This window comes from Flavobacterium sp. Leaf359 (assembly GCF_001423985.1).
GTDB classification, from domain to species: Bacteria; Bacteroidota; Bacteroidia; order Flavobacteriales; family Flavobacteriaceae; genus Flavobacterium; species Flavobacterium lindanitolerans.
Genome location: NZ_LMPW01000013.1, coordinates 61,232 through 79,773, shown reverse-complemented (window position 1 = coordinate 79,773; position 18,542 = coordinate 61,232). Strand labels below are relative to the sequence as shown.

14 protein-coding genes are annotated in these 18,542 nt (G+C 38.6%); 5 read left to right on the top strand and 9 right to left on the bottom strand.

Annotated features, from left to right (window positions below):
• Window positions 1–19: 19 nt before the first annotated feature.
• Together ASG38_RS12825 and ASG38_RS12820 are read left to right on the top strand one after the other, a co-directional pair.
• A complete protein-coding gene (locus ASG38_RS12825; protein ID WP_056071659.1) occupies window positions 20–2,323 on the top strand; it encodes a T9SS type A sorting domain-containing protein in 2,304 nt (767 codons plus the stop codon).
• A 137-nt stretch (window positions 2,324–2,460) separates the two neighbouring features.
• The gene (locus ASG38_RS12820) at window positions 2,461–3,333 is read left to right on the top strand and encodes a cupin-like domain-containing protein (RefSeq protein ID WP_056071655.1); all 873 of its coding nucleotides are present in this window, start codon (window positions 2,461–2,463) and stop codon (window positions 3,331–3,333) included.
• Window positions 3,334–3,360: 27 nt separating this feature from the next.
• Here the strand turns inward: ASG38_RS12820 and ASG38_RS12815 are convergent, their stop codons facing one another.
• From ASG38_RS12815 to ASG38_RS12805, 3 genes are all read right to left on the bottom strand, one after another.
• A complete protein-coding gene (locus ASG38_RS12815) occupies window positions 3,361–3,828 on the bottom strand; it encodes a hypothetical protein (protein ID WP_157486174.1) in 468 nt (155 codons plus the stop codon).
• A 64-nt stretch (window positions 3,829–3,892) separates the two neighbouring features.
• Window positions 3,893–4,441, bottom strand: coding sequence for a hypothetical protein (locus ASG38_RS12810; protein ID WP_056071649.1), 549 nt, complete (start codon window positions 4,439–4,441; stop codon window positions 3,893–3,895).
• Between the two features lie 77 nt (window positions 4,442–4,518).
• Window positions 4,519–6,078, bottom strand: a complete 1,560-nt coding sequence (locus ASG38_RS12805) for a T9SS type A sorting domain-containing protein (RefSeq protein WP_162239701.1) — start codon at window positions 6,076–6,078, stop codon at window positions 4,519–4,521.
• A gap of 233 nt (window positions 6,079–6,311) precedes the next feature.
• On the opposite strand from ASG38_RS12805, the gene ASG38_RS12800 reads away from it, so the two are divergent.
• Both ASG38_RS12800 and ASG38_RS12795 read left to right on the top strand, forming a co-directional pair.
• A complete protein-coding gene (locus ASG38_RS12800) occupies window positions 6,312–6,797 on the top strand; it encodes a regulatory protein RecX (protein ID WP_056071643.1) in 486 nt (161 codons plus the stop codon).
• A 211-nt stretch (window positions 6,798–7,008) separates the two neighbouring features.
• Entirely contained in the window at window positions 7,009–10,752 is a 3,744-nt protein-coding gene (locus tag ASG38_RS12795) for a hypothetical protein (RefSeq protein ID WP_056071639.1), read from the top strand.
• Window positions 10,753–10,812: 60 nt separating this feature from the next.
• Here the strand turns inward: ASG38_RS12795 and ASG38_RS12790 are convergent, their stop codons facing one another.
• Genes ASG38_RS12790 through bioD form a run of 3 tightly spaced genes read right to left on the bottom strand, consistent with a single transcriptional unit; the run spans window position 10,813 to window position 13,928 of the window.
• On the bottom strand, window positions 10,813–11,970 hold the full coding sequence (locus ASG38_RS12790; protein WP_056071636.1) for a beta-ketoacyl synthase N-terminal-like domain-containing protein: 1,158 nt from the start codon (window positions 11,968–11,970) through the stop codon (window positions 10,813–10,815).
• 57 nt (window positions 11,971–12,027) lie between these two features.
• Window positions 12,028–13,299, bottom strand: a complete 1,272-nt coding sequence (gene bioA, locus ASG38_RS12785; protein WP_056071633.1) for an adenosylmethionine--8-amino-7-oxononanoate transaminase — start codon at window positions 13,297–13,299, stop codon at window positions 12,028–12,030.
• Between the two features lie 11 nt (window positions 13,300–13,310).
• The gene (gene bioD, locus ASG38_RS12780) at window positions 13,311–13,928 is read right to left on the bottom strand and encodes a dethiobiotin synthase (protein ID WP_056071630.1); all 618 of its coding nucleotides are present in this window, start codon (window positions 13,926–13,928) and stop codon (window positions 13,311–13,313) included.
• A gap of 208 nt (window positions 13,929–14,136) precedes the next feature.
• On the opposite strand from bioD, the gene ASG38_RS12775 reads away from it, so the two are divergent.
• Complete coding sequence (locus ASG38_RS12775) at window positions 14,137–15,228, top strand: AI-2E family transporter (RefSeq protein WP_056071627.1); 1,092 nt, start codon at window positions 14,137–14,139, stop codon at window positions 15,226–15,228.
• Here the strand turns inward: ASG38_RS12775 and ASG38_RS12770 are convergent.
• From ASG38_RS12770 to atpD, 3 genes are all read right to left on the bottom strand, one after another.
• Complete coding sequence (locus ASG38_RS12770; RefSeq protein ID WP_056071624.1) at window positions 15,212–16,357, bottom strand: pyridoxal phosphate-dependent aminotransferase family protein; 1,146 nt, start codon at window positions 16,355–16,357, stop codon at window positions 15,212–15,214. The two genes, ASG38_RS12775 and ASG38_RS12770, sit on opposite strands and share 17 nt — an antisense overlap.
• Before the next feature lie 277 nt (window positions 16,358–16,634).
• Window positions 16,635–16,916, bottom strand: coding sequence for a F0F1 ATP synthase subunit epsilon (locus ASG38_RS12765; RefSeq protein WP_056071620.1), 282 nt, complete (start codon window positions 16,914–16,916; stop codon window positions 16,635–16,637).
• A gap of 46 nt (window positions 16,917–16,962) precedes the next feature.
• A complete protein-coding gene (atpD, locus tag ASG38_RS12760) occupies window positions 16,963–18,474 on the bottom strand; it encodes a F0F1 ATP synthase subunit beta (RefSeq protein WP_056071618.1) in 1,512 nt (503 codons plus the stop codon).
• Window positions 18,475–18,542: the final 68 nt, after the last annotated feature.

Sequence of the window (18,542 nt, the reverse complement as noted above, 5' to 3'; positions counted from 1 at the left end):
AAAACAAAAAATGTCTATTATGAAAAAAATTACCATTGCTTTACTACTGTTATTGAGCTATGCCAGCCAGGCTCAAATCAGTTACGAAGCCTCAACCAATTTTGGAAAACTGGAAGACCTTACGTATGATGCAACTGTTCCAAACAAAATCTATGGACGCACACAGGGAAACCATATTATTGTTTCTGTTGATAATGGTGCCACATGGAGCGTAAAATATTCCTTTCCAAACCCGACAGCACAACTCAGAGACATTAAACCGTACGGTCAAACCGGACTGAGTTTTTCAATTATTAACAGCGGCACACAAGACGGTGTTTACCTTTTTGACCTGGCCACAAATGCCATTACTCATTTCTATGCTATTCCTAACCCGCAGGATAATGCACAGGTGGTTTCCTATTCGTTTTATGATACTGCCGGAACCGACCTCATCATTCATACTTCTTATCTGGAAGGATTAATAGCCAGAACCAAAGTTTTTCATACCAAAAGTTCGGGAGCGCTCTGGAACCTGATTTATTTTAGCCCTGACCACGACGACGTTCATATTGACAATGTTGCTTTTAGTCCGGTGAACAGTTCTAAAATTTACTTGGGAAGGTCATTGGGCCCTAATGGAATTAATGGCGGACTATTAATTTCTGAAAATAACGGGACTACATGGACTGAAAAACTACCCGGATTTACATTCAGCGCCATAGCTTTTAATCCTCTAAACAGTAATGATATGTTGATTGGAACCAGCATCGGATTTGGAATTCATCCGGAACGCATCTATCGCTCAACCGATGCGGGAGAAACATGGACCATTATTCCAATTACCTGGACAGACCAAACCCTGAACAATATTACCAAAATTGTTTTCCATCCAACAAATCCAAACCACATCATTGCACTTGAAGAAAATGAAATTGCAAAAACCAATGACGGCGGATTGACCTGGACTAACATACCTTATCCTGAAGGTTCTACATCCTATTATTACGGATTGAATGCTTCATATAACCCGTCCAACCCAAATCAGATAGCCATTGCAACCGATTTATTCCCGCAATTTTCCAACGATGGCGGCACTACACTAACACAAATCAAGGCTCCTTTTTATAATGTTGTAAGTATTTCCCATGCGAAATATCAATCGGAAAAACATCTATATTATGGTAGTCAGGGAGGCCGTCTGCGTAAAAACCTTACTACAGGAGTAACTTCCATTCACGATATTGAACCACCAACTTCTTTCAATCCGAAAAGAAACTATATGGTAGCTGATCCTGTAGTTGCCGGGCGTGTTTTCACATATGCTTCAATGGGTTTCTTTGGAAGCACCCTTAACATGAGCACTGATTATGGAGCATCAACAACTGTTTTAATGGATGCTTTTGCTGATGATATGCAGGAATTGATTGTAGACCCAAACAACTCCAACATTATTTATGTTTCATTAAGAACCGGAGAAGGCGGTAATCTTTACAAAATCAATTTTACTAATCCGGAAGAAATCATTACGGACGAAATTACAACTCCGGAAACAAGCGAATTTGGTTATGGAGTTGTGACAGGAATTTCTGTTTCTGCGACCAATCCAAATGAAATTTTTATTGCAAAATCATCCAAGGTTTTCAAATCTACAGACGGCGGTCTTACGTGGGTTGAAAAAATAAACGGACTTACAATCGACCATGAGGCAGACCTGATCTGGGATATGGCAAGAAATCCATTGGATGCAAATCATTTCACTGCCATAACCAGTTCCGGTATTTATTCCACTTCTGATGCCGGTGAAAACTGGACAGCAATTTTAGACGGTGTCAATGCAAAAAGAATCAAATATTCTCCCGTAAACAACGGGGTTATGGTGGCTTCTGTTCACAGTGCACTTAATATCGACGCTGCAATTTATTACACTACAGACGGTGGTGCCAACTGGACTTATGTTAGTCCGCAACAGCTCAACTACATTCAATCAGGTGCCATGGACTATGATTTTGACGGCACGACAATCAATGCCTATATAGCAACAACAGATTTAGGCGTGATGAAATATCAAATTCTGAATCTGCAATTGGGAATCCATAATCCGGAAACAGCATCTAATCCTGTTTTTATCTATCCGAATCCGGCCAATGACATTCTGAACGTTGGTGTTTCAGGCAATCAGTTCGAAATAAAAAATACGGCTATCTATTCCATTACGGGGCAAAAAGTGATGGAAAGTACCAGCAATACGATTAATATTTCAAAACTAAGCAGTGGGATTTATATCGTAAATAGTACGACACAAAACGACAAACAGTTTTCCCAAAAGCTGATTAAAAATTAGTTTTTCAGTTTTTTAAATTTGAAAGTACCGCATGTCAAAATCAGATATGCGGTATTTTTATGGGAAAAATTTAAGTCCTTGCATTTTACATTTTGATAATCCTTTATTAACTTTGTTTTTATCAAACTATGTATTGTATGCCGTTGCATTTGACTGAAATTGAGCGCGTAAAAACTATCTCAAAAGAAGATTTTTATACTAATTATGTAAAAAAACAAAAGCCATTGGTCATCGAAAAGCTGACAGAAGACTGGCCGGCATACGAAAAATGGAAGCTTAATTATATTAAAGAAATTGCCGGCGATAAAACCGTTCCTTTGTATGACGACCGTCCGGTAACACACAAAGATGGTTTTAATGAGGCCCATGCCAAAATGAAAATGGCAGACTATATTGACCTGCTGCAAACCAAGCCTACCAATTACAGAATTTTTCTTTATAACCTGATGAAGGAAGTGCCTTCCCTTAAATCAGACTTTAAATGGCCGGACATCGGGCTGAAACTCGTCAAGCAGCTTCCAATGCTTTTCTTTGGAGGAGAGAACTCAAAAGTATTCATACATTACGATATCGACTATTCAAATATCCTTCACTTCCACTTTCACGGAAAAAAGCAATGTATCCTTTTTGCTCCGGACCAAACGCCCTATCTGTATAAGGTACCCCACGCCTTAATCTCCAGAGAAGACATCGATTTTGACAATCCGGATCTGGAAAAATGGCCGGCATTAAAAAAAGCCAAAGGATTAATATGCAATCTGGAACATGGTGAAATGCTTTATATGCCTGAAGGTTATTGGCATTATATGAAATATGTAACGCCGGGATTCTCTATGAGTCTTCGTGCGTTTCCAAGAAAAATAAGCAATCTGGGAAAAGCAGTATACAATATCTTTATCATGAGGAACTTTGACAACCTGATGCGAAAATGGAAAGGTCAGGCCTGGATTGATTATAAAAATGAACAGGCAATTGTCAGAACACATAAAAATTTAAAGATTTCAAACTAGGTTGGCAATAGTACCAGACAACTCTTATCATTCTTTTTTTTGAGCTAGTAACTTTATTGTTTGTGCATTGAATATATCGCTTGCTATGCTTTCAGCTTCTGAGATAACGCAATCGGCAATGCTTAGATATATTATATTATTATCATCATCTACGTTTTTATTTTTTTTCATAGCAGAATAAGCACTATCCATTCCATAGGTCAACAAAACCGGTTTTCCTTCATTGAATAATTGGGTAGAAATTCCCGTTAGCCTTTCTATAGCCACTTTTTTAACTGTATCTTCTTTTATATATAAAAGACAAATACATCCAGTTATTGAATACCACGCTTCACCCTTTAATAAAGGGTATTCATCAAAGAGGTCACTCCCATGATTTAAAATAAAGTTTCTGGTTAATAAAAAACGAAAATCATTTTCAATTTCTTCTGTCGTTTGAGCAGATGAATAGAATGTGCTTAAAAACATAAAAATTGACAAGTAAAAGTTTTTCATCTTAAAGTAAGGTAAGTATAGTAGCCAACTTCATTTGCCGGCACAAATTAATGTATATTCTGTATTATTCTTGCCATGAACTTGTCTTTAGTATTGCTATTTCTCCATTCAAGTCAATTTTCGCTAAAATTAGGTATCCTATTCCATATTCTTCTATATATTTTATTTTTGAAATTTGAGCTGTCAATAATGCATACTCCGGATAATAATAATATTGTATTTTGACTTGTGGTTTGTTAGCATTGATTTGTTCTATACAGGCTGGATTTAGTTTTATAGTTGGTTTTGACAAAAATTTAAACTCAAGTCTTCTATATGCTTCAGCAAAAGAAACTTTCTCTTCTTTCTCTATGATTTTCGCAACTTCAGATTGCAGAAAAGGAAAAGGAATTCCCTCGGTTACTAAGGTATCAATTTCACAATTCAGTTGTATTGGACTTAATGGGTTTTCAAAAAAGTAATCTTTTATTTCATTTGAGTTTTTGATATATTCATACATATTTTTAATACCTCCACACAATCTTTCTGACCGATAATGAATAACATTTTGCTTGTTTACAGAACAAGAAATCAAGACAATCGCTATTAATAGTAAGACAAAATTTCTTTTCATATTTTAATTTCTTGGCAGCACTTGGCAAAACTGCCTTTTTAAAAAGTTCTAGGGAATTGTTTGGATTATCGCAACTTTTATTCCACCACCATCTTTTTAGTAACTTCTCCCTTATCTGTTTTTATCTGAAGTAAATAAACACCTTGAGAAAGTCCGGAAACCGAAATTGAATTTTCTTTTGTGGTACGTAAATGTTGTCCAAGCAAATCGTAAAGCGATAGTTGACTTAATTGAGAACTCGCGCCTGTATGGACAAAGACGCGTTCTGAAGCGGGATTGGGATAGACACTGATGCTTTCTGATAAAAAATCGTCTGTTCCCAAAGGATTGGCAAGTTTTACCACCCAATAATCAAAACCGCCGTGATTTCCGGAAACATCACCATCATTCGATTTTGAATATCCTGCCAATATATATCCCAAATCTGTGGTTTGCTGTATAGAATGCGTGCCATCTGCCGCATTGGGAATGGCATTAAATCCTTCCTGATTACTTCCTCCTAAGGCTTTTTGCCACTGGATGACTCCCTGGCTGCTAAGTTTTACAATCCAATAATTCATATATCCGTTATTTCCAGAAACATCGCCGTCGTTACTTGTGACATATCCAAATACGATGTATCCTCCATCTGCTGTTTGCTGGACAGATTGGGCAAGGTCGTTGCCATAACCCCCTAATGCTTTTTTCCATTGTATTGCGCCTGTACTGCTCAACTTCACTACCCAATAATCATTGTATAGAGGGCCGTGGAAACCGGAACCCGCAATATCTCCATCTTGTGAATACACATGTCCGGCAACAATATATCCTCCATCTGTGGTTTGAACAATAGAAGTAAGTATATCTGTACCGGTTCCTCCGTATGTTTTTTTCCATTGGATTTCCTGTATGTTGTCCAGTTTTACCACCCAATAGTCAACATTTCCATGATTTCCGGAAACATCACCATCGATTGACGAGGTATATCCGCCCATAATATAACCTCCATCCACAGTTGGTTGCACAGCACGCATGTATTCAGAGCTTTGTCCTCCCAAACATCGGCTCCATTCTATATTGCCGGACGAAGTCAGCTTCACTATCCAGTAATCGGCCCCTCCTCTGTTTCCAAGGATATCACCAGTATTTTCAGATAACGTATAACATCCTACAATATAACTCCCATCTGCAATTTGCCTGATGGAAGTAGCGGCATCAATATGAGCTCCTCCAAATGTTTTCTGCCATTGGATAGCCCCTGCATTATCCAGCTTTATTACCCAGGCATCACTATTGCCCTGGTTTCTTGTAACATCTCCATCATTGGAATAAGTAGTTGCTGCAATGACATATCCTAAATCAGCCGTTTGCTGGACATAACTGGCCACATCGTTTCCGGAGCCACCTAATGTTCTACTCCAGGCCACTGCTCCTGTTGCCGTCAGTTTAACCACCCAGATATCGTCTCCTCCGTGGTTGCCCGAAACATCTCCATCATTGGAAGAAGTATATCCGGCCACAATATAACCTCCGTCTGCCGTTTGCTGAACGGAGTTGGCATAATCATTACCGGTACCGCCCAATGATTTTTGCCACTCAATAACAGGTGCTTGTGCCATGCACAAAAAAGGGAAGAATAAAAAGTAGAAATGTTTCATACGCATAGTGTTTTTAAAAGGGATAAAGGTGTGTTACCACACAATATATCATTGTGTATCAAAACTGTATAGATGAAATACTTGTTAAATATAAACAAATATCTTTTCCATCATATTTCTGTATTAGAATAAAATATCAGTCTACCTTCAACCTGACAACCGGATTATTTATATGCTTAAATTTTACGCCGAACAATATCTTTTATACTTTTATAACCGTTAAACAATTTCTCATGCGCCAAAAACCCGAACAGAAAAACTATACTCCTGAAGAAATCACCAAAAAGGCAGAAACCTATTGTGCCTATCAGGAGCGCTGTCATGAGGAAATCCTGCAAAAACTACGAACACTTACTTCTTCCCAATCCATTATAGATGCTGTAATCGTGCATCTGATTGAGAATAATTACCTAAACGAGGAACGCTTTGCGTGTAGTTTTGCCCGTGGCAAACACCGAATCAAACATTGGGGAAGATTACGAATCATTAATGAGCTGAAAGCAAGAAACATATCCAAATACAACATTGAAACTGCCCTAAAAGAAATAGCAGACGAGTATCTGGATACTTTTCATTCTTCCACAGAAAAATTCTGGGATACGATTCTGGAAAAAAACAGCTTGAAAAAGCGGAAAAAATTCTGCGATTTTTTCCTCCGAAAAGGATTCGAAAGCAATCTGATTTACGAAAAAGCCATCGAATTAGAGAAACTGGACTGACCCTCTTTTCCTTCATTTTTACACTCATTTTTCAAAAAACTGGGTTTTTTCTTACATTTTTTACGAAAACGTTTTCGTTGATTTCTGCATTTCGACGATGAAAAAATACACGTCATCGAAAACCTGAAAAATAGGCCTTTGAAAGCTTCTTTTGATAGATATCCCGGACATACATTTGCCCTACCCTATCAGAACAAACACCCCTTGACCTATGAAAAAATTGTTTTTGTTATTCGTTTTTTTACTACCACTTTTTGGTTTTTCACAGACAACTTTAGTACGTTGGGATGGAGCCAATAAAACTGCTTCACCATACATAATAGCTTCAAATATTTCTGCTGGAAACATCACAGGATCGAATGTAGATTTTATGGTTGACAACTGGAATAACAACGGAAATGCATTCAATACGGCTCAATGGCCTTCTGGAACAACTCCAGATTATTCAAAATACGTTCAAGTATCAATTTCTGCTAACAGTGGAAACAAAATCGACTTGAACCAATTCAATTTTGAATACCAAAACTATGATAGCAATGGTCCTAGCAGAATGCAGGTATACTATTCAAAAGATGCAAGTTTTCCATCAAACGGAACCGTATTAACTACCAACAACAGCTTAGTTACTACAAATACAAACTTTAATGTAGTATCTGTTCCATTAACTGGTATCACTGTACAGTCTGGTGAAACAGTTTACATTAGAATAACATTTTACGGAAGAACTAACGGATGGTCTGGTCCAAGAATCAGAATAAGACATGGTTATAATGACAGTGCTCCTTCTTCTCACAATGCTTCAGGACCAACAATTACGGGAACTGTAACAACAGCTTGTACACCACAAGGAAATCCTTCTGTTTCTCCTAACGGTTCATGGAATGGTTATGTTTACTCTTACTCTGGAACTCCGGCAGCTACAACATATTTAGGATATGTTACAGAAAACGAAACTTTCGATAGAAACGTAGGTTCAGGAGCAGTAGCAGGACAGACAACAGTTCTTTGCCAACAGCCAACGGATAATTTCTATACTGTATACAAAATGACCAAAACCTTCCCTGCCGGAACTTATACTTTTACAGTGGGCGGAGATGACGGATATAGATTAAAAATCAACGGAGAGTCAGGATATTCTATTAGTGACTGGACTGACCACGGATATACATCAGGTTCAACTACAAAAACATTTGCAACTTCAACAACTGTAAATTTTGTTTTGGAGTATTATGAAAAAAATGGTGATTCTCAGGTATCTTTCAGCTATACTTGTGGCAATTCACCAACAGCTCCAACAACATTGACTTCAAACGCTACAAACAACACGATTTGTGCCGGTAACTCGGTTACTTTGACTGCTGGTGGTGGAAGTGTAAATACAAGTACTTATGAGTGGGGAACTGGAACAACTGTAGGTTCAAATGTTATTTCCGGTACTGGAGCTTCAATCACTGTTTCTCCTTCAACTACAACTACATACTGGGTTAGAAGAAAAGGTGCTGCTCCGTGTAATTTTACAACTACAGGATTGACATTGCAAATTACAGTGGCTGCGCCAACTGCAACTGCACCAACATCAATCACAGGAGTTACTACATTGTGTGCCGGAGGTTCAACTACGTTGACTGCTAACGGAGGTTCAGGTTCAACATACGAATGGGGAACAGGAACTGTAATAGGTTCTAACGTTATTTCAGGTTCTGGTGCTTCAATCACTGTTTCTCCTGCTGCTACAACAACTTACTGGGTTAGAAGAATCAACTCTACACCATGTTCTACACCAACAAGCGGTGTAACAGTAGCTGTAAATGTAACAACACCTTCCGGAGACCCAACAGCTTTTGGAAACAATGCATGGAATGTTTACGGTTATAATGTTGGAAGTATGACTCCTGCTCTTGCAAATTATGCCGGATATTATACACAAAACACTTTAGGGTTAAACACTCAGGATATGGCAAACAACGGATGGAACAATGAAACTTCTCCATCTTACTCTGCCGGATGGATTGGATGCCCTGTTCGTGTTGACGATTTTACAATGGTTCACAAAAGAAAAGGATTCCCATGTGGAAAATACCAGCTTTCTATGGACAACTGGGATGATGAGACAAGAGTTTATGTTAACGGAACAGTTGTATTTTACAATAGCGGATGGAGCGGAAGCAATCCAACGCCAACAGTAGTGGGAACTTATGCTCTTGACAGCAATTCAACTATTGAAGTAGTTACCAGAGAAGTAGGTGGATATGCTAACGTGAAATTATCTTTGACAGCAATTAATGCTACTTATAACGGAACTTCATGGAGTACTTCTCCTGAAGGAGCTTCAATTGTAATAGATGGTGATTTGCAACTAAACAGCAATTTGAATGTTTGTTCTTGTAAAGTAAACCCAAATAAGACTCTAAAAGTAAATCCTGGTGTAAACCTGCTTGTACAAAATGAAGTAGTTGTTGCTCCAACTGCAAACTTTATAGTAGAAAATAATGCAAGCCTTATTCAGGTTAATGATAATGCATCAAACAGCGGAAAAGTAACTGTAAGAAGAAATACAACTCCTGTTACCCGTTATGACTTTACTTACTGGTCTTCACCTGTAGCAGCTGCTGACTGGACATTACGTGATTTGTCTCCAAACACATTAGCAGACAAATACCTAAGCTACAATGCTGCCGGAAACGGATGGGTTACAGAAATGAACGGAGCCGCAGCTATGCAAACAGGAAAAGGATATATTGTAAGAGCTCCTCAACAGTATTCACTTACAGCTCCGGTTATCTTTGAAACAAAATTCATTGGAGCTCCAAATAACGGAGTTAAAAAAATCGATGCTAAGGTTGGAACTACATTAAAATCAAACCTGATTGGAAATCCATATCCTTCCGCTATCAGTGCAGATAAGTTCTATGAAGCAAACAAAGGAACAATTAAAGGTACATTCTATTTCTGGACACACAATATTGCGGTAAGCTCAACTCCGGATGCTAACGGAGTATACAACTACAATCCTGCCAGCTACATTTCTTACAATGCAACAGGAGCAACAGGTAATGGTGATACAAGCAACTGTACAACTTGTGGAAATAATCCTTCAAACAAGTTCAAAGGAAACATTGCTTCAGGTCAGGGATTCTTTGTAGAGGCAAAAAACAGCGGTAATATCGTTTTCAACAACGCTATGAGAGTTACGGAATCTACAGGTAACGGGCAATTCTACAGAACCAACCCTAACGCTATTCAAAGCAGCGAAAACGGAAACGGAGAAGAAGAAACTGTTATTGAAAAGAACAGATTGTGGTTGAATATCACTAATGCTGCCGGGGCTTACAATGAAATTCTTGTAGGTTATGTTACAGGAGCTACAAACAGTATGGATGATGATTACGACGGAATAACATATGCTTCCGGAACTGCTCTTTACTCATTGCTTGATGCCAACAAATTGGTTATTCAGGGAAGATCATTGCCTTTCAGCACTGCAGATGTTGTTCCTTTAGGATATATGGCTGCTACTGCCGGTGATTACAGCATCGGGATTGAAAGCGTTGACGGTTTATTTGAAGACCAGAAAGTTTTCCTTGTAGACAGATTGACTGGAACAGTACACAACATTAAGAATGACAGATACTATTTCTCAACTACAGCCGGTACTTTCAATTCAAGATTTGAAATCCGTTATGTAAATGAAGCTCTTGGGATTGATACTCCTAAAATAAATGCAAATGATATCATCGTTTACAAAAAAGGAGACCAGATTGCTATCAAAGCAGATAATTTCACAATCGATACTGTTCAGGTTCTTGATTTGACAGGTAAAGAAATCTTCTTCAAAAAAGGAGTTAACAATAATGAGTTCACAACTACAGGAATAAATGTAGGAACACAGGTAGTTGTAGCAAAAATAACTTTGGATGACAACCAAACAGTTTCCAAAAAAGTCATCATGAATTAAGACTAGATAATTCACTTCAGAATCCCATAAGCAATCGTCTTGTTTATGGGATTTTTTTGTTTAAGGCTTTGCCAACAAGATGCTGACCGCGTTACCGCCAAAGCCAACAGCATTGACTAAAACTTTACGTATTGCTTTCTTTTCTTTTTGGTTTTCTGCAAAGGGCACGGCAATAAATTTTTGGTGCTGCATCATCAATAAGGCCATTTCAATACTCAACATTCCTGAAGCGCCAAAAGTATGCCCAATCTTCCATTTGTTAGTGGTTAGCATTGGCAGATGGTCTCCAAACAACAGTTCAATTGCTTTTAGCTCAGAAGAATCACCCTTAATTGTTCCGGGGGCATGCATGACTATCGCATCTACATCTTTGATAGCTGTCGTTCCTAAAGCCATGGCCATCGATTTCTGGAAGCATTGGGCTTCGGCAGAAATAGAAATGCTATGTTCTAAAATTTCTGTCGCATAGCCAACGCCTTCAATATAAGCAAGTGCATTTTGCCTTTCTCCTGTTTCCAGACAGGCTACCGATGCTCCTTCTCCCAACACCATTGAATTTTGGTTCTTTTCCCTATCAAAAGCACGGCATGGAAATTCATCATGGCTTTTAGAATAGATTTTCAGGGCATTCATCTGGGCGATAGTAAATGGCGTAAGGGGAGCCTCGCTACCGCCTACCAAAAACTTGTCTGCCATACCTGAACGCAACCATGCTATTCCGTTAAGCACGGCATGTAAGGCTGTTGAACAGGTTATGGAATGAGATATTTCCGGACCTTTACTATTGAGGTCATGGGCTATCCAGGAAGAAATGTTTCCCAGAGTAGTAGTTGGCGATGCCAGAGTATGGGTTTTTCCGGTTTCCAGAAATTCCTGAAAATGTTTTTCAAATAGTTGGGTGGCGCCACGCGATGAGCCAATATTGATACCAAAATCATCCCCCTGTTTCCATCCTGCATTTTCTATAGCTTTTCGGGAAGCCAGTATTGCATATAAAACAGATTCGTCCAAATTTTTATACTTACTTTCAGAATCCCTCAACTTTGCGATTTCATTCTTGAGATATATGGGAAGCATGGCAGCCAAAGCCTTTGTATTCCCTATCGGGTATTCTGAAATTGAAGTTGCTCCGTTTAGATAATTCTGCCAGATTTGTTCCGGAGAATTCCCTAAAGGCGAAATCGAAGACAGGGACGTAATGGCTATTTTTTGAGACAAAACAGAATCATTATTTTAAGGCAAAGCAAATCTTGCCGGAATGTTTTCGGAACAAATTTAAACTATTTCTAAGGCTTCTTCCACAACAGCATATACTTTTTCCAATTGCTTATCCGAAATTATATAGGGCGGCAGGATATAGACAATATTGCCAACAGGACGCAAGACGATACCCTGATTTATAAAAAAATCATATAGTTTGTTCCGGAAGTCGCCATAATAGCTTTCTGATGTTTCCGTTTTAATTTTCAATGCAAAAATCACTCCCAGAGTTCTCGTTTCCTTTACTCTTGGATGGCTGCTGATTTTTTTCTGAAATTCTGTATGTTTCTGATGTACCCGCCGGATATTGTCCTGCATTTCTTTACTCTGCAACAATTCCAGACTTGCCAAAGCAGCAGCACAGCCTGTAGGATTCGCAGTAAAAGTATGTCCGTGAAACAATGCTTTGTTAACATCGTCATTATAAAACCCATCAAACAATTCTTGAGTAAAAGTTGTTATGGCCATTGGAATTGTGCCTCCGGTCAAAGCTTTAGAAAGACACATCATATCCGGAGCATTTTCAAGATAATTACAGGCAAAATTTTGTCCGGTTTTCCCAAATCCGGTCATGACTTCATCTGCAATGGTAAAAACCGAATTCTCCCTACAGATAGCCATTAATTTATCCAAAGCAAAAGTTTCATACATTACCATTCCTGCCGCACCCTGAACCAGTGGCTCAAAAATAAACGCGGCATATTCATTTGTTTTAACCAGCTTTTCCAAAGCCTTAAACGATTCCTGCTCCTTTCCTTTTACGGGAACGGGAATACGGACTACTTCAATAAGCGAACCACGGAAAGCTTCCGTAAAAAAAGATATCCCACTAGCCGCCATTGCCGCAAATGTGTCACCATGGAAGGCATTCTCAAAAGCAATAATTTTTGTTCGTTTCTCTCCCTTATTGTAAAAATATTGCAACGCTACTTTTAATGCGACTTCAACGGCAGTCGAGCCATTATCAGAATAAAATATTTTCTTCTGGTTGTCCGGCAAAATTTCCATAAGTTTTTCCGAAAGCAGAACTGCTGGCTCATGCGTAAATCCGCCAAACAAAACATGTTCCAGGGATGTAAGCTGTTTGTGGATAGCATCGGCTATAAACCGGTTGCTATGTCCATAAGGGTTCACCCACCATGAGGCAATCGCATCAATATATTCTTTTCCGTTTTCATCCCATAACAAAGCGCCTTCGCCTCTTGTAATTGCAATAGCAGGCTTTGCCAGCTTATGTTGTGTATAAGGATGCCAGTTATGCTGTTGGTCTCTTTCTGAAAGGGTCATACGCTATCTTATTATAAGGCTTTCAAATTATTGGCAAATAAATCGGCATATTCGCGAATTACATTTTTATCAAAATAAGGCTCATCCTCAATTCTGCCAATGCATTTTAATCCGGTTTTACTTAGTATTATTTCTTCTGTGGCTTTGTTTTCGTTTCCATTGAATACGATTCCGGCAATATCAAGTTTTTTATCTCTCAATGCAGCAATAGTCAATAGCGTATGGTTAATACTTCCCAGATAATGCCTCGAAACAACAATAACTTTGTAATCTTTCTGAATCAAATTTATAACAGTATCTTTTTCATTTAAAGGCACAAATACACCTCCGGCACCTTCAATTACAAGACTGTTCTTTGTTTTTGGTTCTTTTATCTTTTCCAGTTCGATGGTTATACCTTCCTTTTCCGCTGCAAAATGCGGACTGGCAGGCGTCTGCAACAAATAGCTGTTGGGATGGATTTTTGTTTTTGAATTGGTTAACAGCCTTTCTAATTTATGGCTATCAGAATTATCGGCATCGCCGGCCTGAATCGGCTTCCAATAATCGGCCTCCAGACTTTCTGTAATAATTGCTGAAGCAATGGTCTTGCCTACATCGGTTCCTATTCCTGTGACAAAAATTTTCATGTTTGATGGTTCTATGCCTAATGCAGATTGAATATTTCAAAGGTACGACTTGAGATTAATTTCCGCGACAAACAGACAATTTATAGTTTTTCTACGCCATTTTAACCTCAAAACATGTGAATCCCGTAAGATTTTATTATAGTTTTTGAAAACAACCGCTTTTTTAATTGCTAAATTTGAAAGAAATAACCTCATAATCTGCAAAAGTATGCCCATAGCAAAAGTACCGTCTTACATGAAAGCCGTTTATATTTCCTTGCTTATCATCATAATTATTTTTTTTATGATAATGGCGAAAGCAATATTAGTTCCTTTGCTTGTTTCCGGCTATATAGCCATGCTCATGACTTCATTCTGCAATCGTCTTGAAGGATGGAAAATACCCAGGTCACTAAGTGCCTTTATTGCACTGCTTCTCATCATTCTGCTGGCTTTGGGATTAATTTTCTTTATTGTTTCCCAATTGCAAAGTTTTACAAATGACGTGGAAATGAATATGGAAGAAAGCCTGAATAATTTTGCTATAAAAATCAATACAAGTATTGAGAATTTTATTGGCTATGATATTGGTATGGGCGACGGTTTCAAGATTAAAAAAGTCATGGAGCTTATCCAATCCGGGAATACCAATATTTCCGAACTGCTTTTTACAACAATAGGAACCTTATCCAACATCATCCTTTTACCGGTTTTTATCTTTTTCTTATTGATTTACAGAGACCATCTTGCCGTTTTTGTTACGAAAGTATTTGACAAACAGCGCAACAAAGTACTTATGGAACATATGGTTTCTATGCGAAAAATTGTCCATGCCTATATTGTAGGCGCAGGAAAAGTGATGATTATTTTGGGAATCGTAAATACGGCTGTTTTATTTGCTTTGGGAATCAAACATGCCATCTTTTTTGGGATGATTGCCGGGTTGTTGAACATTATACCCTATGTAGGGCCTTTTATGGGTGCCTTAATGCCGTTTGCCTACGCTTTGATAACCAAAGACAGCTTGTTTTATCCTTTTGCCGTTATTGTCTCTTTTACGCTGATTCAGTTTATGGAAGGCAGTTTCCTGACACCTAAAATTACTGGTGCGAATGTAAACCTGAATGCGTTTATTACTTTTTTAGGACTGTTGATAGGAGGAGCTATTTGGGGAGTAGTGGGAATGATTTTGATTATACCCACAATTGCCATATTAAAAAAGCTGTTTGAGCTAAGTCCGGACACAGAACCTTATGCCTACCTGTTTGGCGAGGAAGATGCACAATGGTTTAAACGCCGAAAGCCTAAAACAGATAGTTAGCAAGTGTTTCCAAAACCTTGGTGATTTCTTCTCCGGAATTAAAACTATGGAGGCAAAACCGGAGCCTTTCCTGATTTTCAGGAACTGTAGGCGAAAGGATTGCCTTTACATCAAATCCGTTTTGCTGTAATTTGCCGGCTATCGCTTTTACTTTGTCATTGCCGGGTATTATAGCCGACTGTATGGCTGATTTATTTCGGACAAAAACCGGCTTTAATCCTAATCGCTGTTTCTCCTGATTAAAATGCAGGATATTATTCCGCAATTTTTCGATTGCTGCCTTTTGGATTTCCAGATTTTTATAGGCAATTAAAATTCCGGCTACAGAATGCGGCGGTAATGCCGTAGTATAGATAAAGCTACGGGCAAAATTCACCAGAAAATCCTTGAGTTGTTTCGAACCTAAAATGGCCGCACCATGTGCTCCCAAACCTTTTCCAAAAGTGACTATCCTTGCAAAAATCTTGTCCTGCACACCCAAATCCTGTACTAATCCCTGGCCTGATTCTCCAAAAACGCCTAAGGCATGGGCTTCATCAATAACCAAAAAGCAACCGTGTTGTTCTGAAATAATAGTGAGCCTTTCTAAATCAGGCGAATCACCATCCATGGAAAAAACAGATTCCGTAACGATATAGATATCTGAATTTTCGGATTTGTATTTTAAAACCAAGGCTTCCAGTTCGTCAAGATTGTTATGTTCAAATTTAAACGACCTGGCATTAGAAAGCCGGATACCATCCCGTATTGATGCATGACTGTATTCATCATACAGTATGAAATCATTGCGTTGCGGAACGGAGCTGAAAAACCCCAAATTGGCATCATAACCAGAATTAAACACCAAAGCCATTTCTGTATCATGGAAACGGGCTATATGTTCTTCCAATTCCTTATATAGAGCATGGTTTCCTGACAAAAGCCTTGAGCCGGTTGCCCCATTTTGAATTATGCCTTGGTGTAAAAGATACTGATGTGTCTGTTGGAAGATAGCTTCAGACTTTGAAAATCCCAGATAATCATTGGAAGCAAAATCAATCAGGTTATTGGGTTCAGGCAAAACCCTGAACGAGTTGCCCTGTTTTCTTTGTTCGATTTTTTGCTGCAAGGATTTTGGAAAACGTTTCATAGTAGCAAATGTAAGCAACTTTTATGCTGTTTGAAAGTTGTACATTTTAATACATAGCGTAAAGAAGTTTTATACCAAACAATAAAAAAAAAGAAATCCTTTCACTAAAAATCTCTTTGCGCCTCTGCGCCTTTGCGAGCAACTATCTCACGCAAAGGCGCAGAGACGCAAACTGAAAATATATAAACTTATTGGCTTTATTTTAATATAAACTCCATAACCATTTAAAACAAAAAAGCCCGGCTATGCCAGGCTTTTATCTTGGAATAAAATCAGACTACTCTACAAGAATATTGATTTTATTGTCATTCATTTCTAATGTTCCGGATTCGATAGATAAATGATATTTTTTATCGTCTCCTAAAAAAAACTTGCCTTCTGCTTCTTTTGAAAATTCAAAGCTGTCAGCAGCAATCTTGATATCTCCTTTTGTCAGGATAGAAATAATTGCAGCGTGATGGTTCAGCATTTGGAATTCTCCATCAACTCCCGGAACCGTAACAGAAGTTACTGTTCCTGAAAATAATTTTGCTTCTGGCGATATAATTTCTAAATACATTTTTCTTTGCTTTAGGCTTTAAGCTTTAGGCTTGAAGCAATTAAAATTAAGCTTCAGCTAACATTTTTTGTCCAGCTTCGATAACATCTTCGATAGTTCCTTTCAAGTTGAAAGCTGCTTCCGGAAGGTGATCCAATTCTCCATCAATGATCATGTTGAATCCTTTGATAGTATCTTTAATATCAACCAAAACTCCAGGAATACCTGTAAACTGTTCCGCTACGTGGAAAGGCTGAGACAAGAAACGTTGAACACGACGAGCTCTTGATACTGCAAGTTTATCTTCTTCAGAAAGTTCTTCCATACCAAGAATCGCGATAATATCCTGCAACTGCTTGTATTTTTGAAGAATCTCTTTTACTCTCTGTGCACAGTTGTAGTGCTCATCACCCAAGATGTGTGGTGTCAGGATTCTTGAAGTAGAATCCAACGGGTCCACAGCAGGGTAAATACCTAACTCGGCAATCTTACGAGACAATACTGTTGTTGCATCCAAGTGGGCAAATGTTGTTGCCGGAGCCGGGTCAGTTAAGTCATCCGCAGGAACGTAAACCGCCTGTACAGATGTAATAGATCCTTTATTTGTAGAGGTGATACGCTCTTGCATCGCACCCATTTCTGTTGCTAATGTTGGTTGGTAACCTACCGCTGATGGCATACGCCCTAAAAGTGCTGATACCTCAGAACCTGCTTGTGTAAAACGGAAGATGTTGTCCACGAAGAAAAGAACGTCTTTTCCTTGATCTGAACCAGCACCGTCACGGAAATACTCAGCGATAGAAAGACCAGAAAGTGCCACACGTGCACGAGCTCCTGGTGGCTCATTCATCTGACCGAAAACGAAAGTTGCTTTCGATTCTCTCATCCCTACTTTATCAACTTTAGACAAGTCCCATCCTCCATTTTCCATAGAGTGCATGAATTCCTCACCATACTTGATAATTCCTGACTCCAACATCTCACGAAGTAAGTCATTTCCTTCACGTGTTCTTTCACCTACTCCAGCGAATACTGAAAGTCCACCGTGACCTTTTGCAATATTGTTAATCAGCTCCTGAATCAATACTGTTTTACCAACACCGGCACCACCAAACAATCCAATTTTCCCTCCTTTTGCATAAGGCTCAATCAAATCGATTACTTTGATACCTGTGAATAAAACTTCAGAAGATGTAGATAAATCTTCAAATTTTGGTGCCTGACGGTGGATTGACAATCCGTTATCGCCATCTTTTGGCAAATCTCCCAAACCGTCGATAGCGTCACCGATTACGTTGAATAAACGTCCGTAAACGTCCGGACCTACCGGCATTTTGATTGGGTTTCCTGTACCAACAACCTCATAGCCTCTGCTTAAACCATCTGTAGAGTCCATAGAGATTGTACGAACAGTGTTTTCTCCAATGTGAGACTGCACTTCAAGTACTAGTAGTGTACCGTCTTTTTTAGTGATTTCTAACGAATCATAAATTTTTGGAAGTTCAACATCCTTTCCGTTGAAAACTACGTCAACTACCGGACCAATGATTTGAGCAACTTTTCCTATTACTTTTGACATTACTTATGTATTTATTAAATAGCTATTTAGGTTTATGAAAAACACCTCTTTTTTCAGAGCGCAAAGAT